We start from the raw sequence: 1,741 nt of genomic DNA, 5'->3' as shown, positions 1-1,741 counted from the left end.
GACCGCCAGGCGCTGCCTGCCCGCGTTGAGGCCGGCCGGTATCGTGACCCGGGCGACGCCGCGCACGAACGAGGTGCGGTACGCGCGGCCGCCCACGGTGACCGTGCCGGTGCCGGCGACCGAGGCGTTGGCCTTGACCGTCACGGCGACGGCCTTGCCGTAGGTGGTGCGCGCCGCGGCGACGCTCAGGCCGACCGGGGTCTTGACCGTGGTCGTGGCGGCCGTCTGCGACGTCGACGGCAGCTGCTGCGCGCCGTTGCTGGGCTTGAACGCCGCCGTGTAGCTGTGCGCACCGGGCGCGACGTTGCCGACCGTCAGCGTGGCGACGCCGCCGGCGACGAAGGCGCTGCCGACCTTGGTCGTGCCCTCGAAGAAGTCGACCGAGCCCTGGATCGAGGCGGTCGACGTGACCGTCGCCGTCAGGCGGACCTGGCGGTTGCCCAGCGCCGCGGCCCGGACGGTCGTCGTGGTGAACGCGGCGGTGACCTGGTCGGCGTTCTTGAAGTTGGAGACGGCGGCGTCGGTCCACTTGCCGCACTCGCCCTCGGCGGACGTCGGAGCGAGCTGCAGGAAGCCGGCCTTCTCGATCGCGGCCTTGCCCTCGACGCTGCACAGGAAGCCGGTCTCGCCGAAGATCGCCTGGAGCTTCGCGGCCTTCGCCGGGGTCGCGAGGTCCTCGCTGCGGACGACGTTGTACAGGGCCCGCTCGAACTGGACGCCGCCGAGCAGCGAGATCGTGGCGGTCGACTTGGCGCGGCCGGTCGAGAACGGGACGATCGCGTTCGGGTCGCCCACGACGTCGGCGTCGCTGTGCTCCTGGGTCTCCTTGACCGACGGGGCCAGGGTGACGGCCACGCCGCCGTTGGACGCCTTGAGCCGGTCCTCGAAGAAGCTGCGGGTGCCCGAGCCGGACTGCGGGATGAGCGGCGTGATGGTGCCGCTCTTGCTCGGGTCGATCTGGCTCCAGTCGGTGATCGTGCCCTGGTAGATGCCGACCAGCTGCGCAGCGGTGAGCGACGCGGGCGCGTTGGTGCCGGCCTTGCGGACGGCCATCTTGAGCCCGTCCACGCCGAACGCGGCCTGCTTGAGGCCCGCGGCGACCTCGGTGGTGCTCAGCGACGACGACGAGCGCGCGTAGTCGGCGGCCGTGTTGTTGGACGTGCCGTAGAGCAGCTTCTTGCCGTTGCCCGAGCCGTTCACGGTGCTGCGCTGGATGGCGGTGGTGCCCTGGCGCAGCGTGATCGTGGCCGGGTCGCCGATGGCGGCGAACGAGGCCAGGCGCGAGCCGGCGGCCTGGTTGGCGTTGTAGGACTGCGCGAGGTACGCGAGGGCGGCCTGCGTCGTGTCCGAGCCGGTGCCCACGACGTCGCCCGCGACGGGGACGAACGCCGGGTCGAACTCCGTGGGGGCGGCCTGAGCCGTGCCCGTGGTGACCGCGAGGGTGCCGGCCACCAGAGCGGCGCCGGCCGCGAGGGCCGAGACGCGGGAGCGAATCATGTCGTGTCCTTTGAGAGGTGTCGGACCGGTCCTGCGCCGGTCACCACCCGAGACGCTAGGGAGGCGGCCGGCGAACGCGGGGTGTTTGCGATGAACAATGGGTGACCGCTCGACGGCACCTCGGCGATCCGGGGTCACAAGAGGTTCGGCAGCAGGTGGACGGCCATGTCGCCGGCCACCCACGCCGCCGCCAGGCAGCGGCGCCAGCCCCAGGACCACCCAGGCCAGCGGGGGCGCCCCACCC

Annotated in this window: 1 protein-coding gene; it reads right to left on the bottom strand. The window is 72.7% G+C overall.

Annotated features, from left to right (window positions below):
* Window positions 1–1,497, bottom strand: a 1,497-nt coding sequence (locus tag AC2W7G_RS15410; RefSeq protein WP_485869214.1) for a substrate-binding domain-containing protein, incomplete at its 3' end; no start/stop codon positions are given.
* Window positions 1,498–1,741: the final 244 nt, after the last annotated feature.

The organism is Aeromicrobium sp. PFPM2_SD2, from assembly GCF_057364525.1.
Note: the sequence above shows the minus strand (reverse complement) of the source record. Positions and strands in the feature narration are given on the sequence as shown.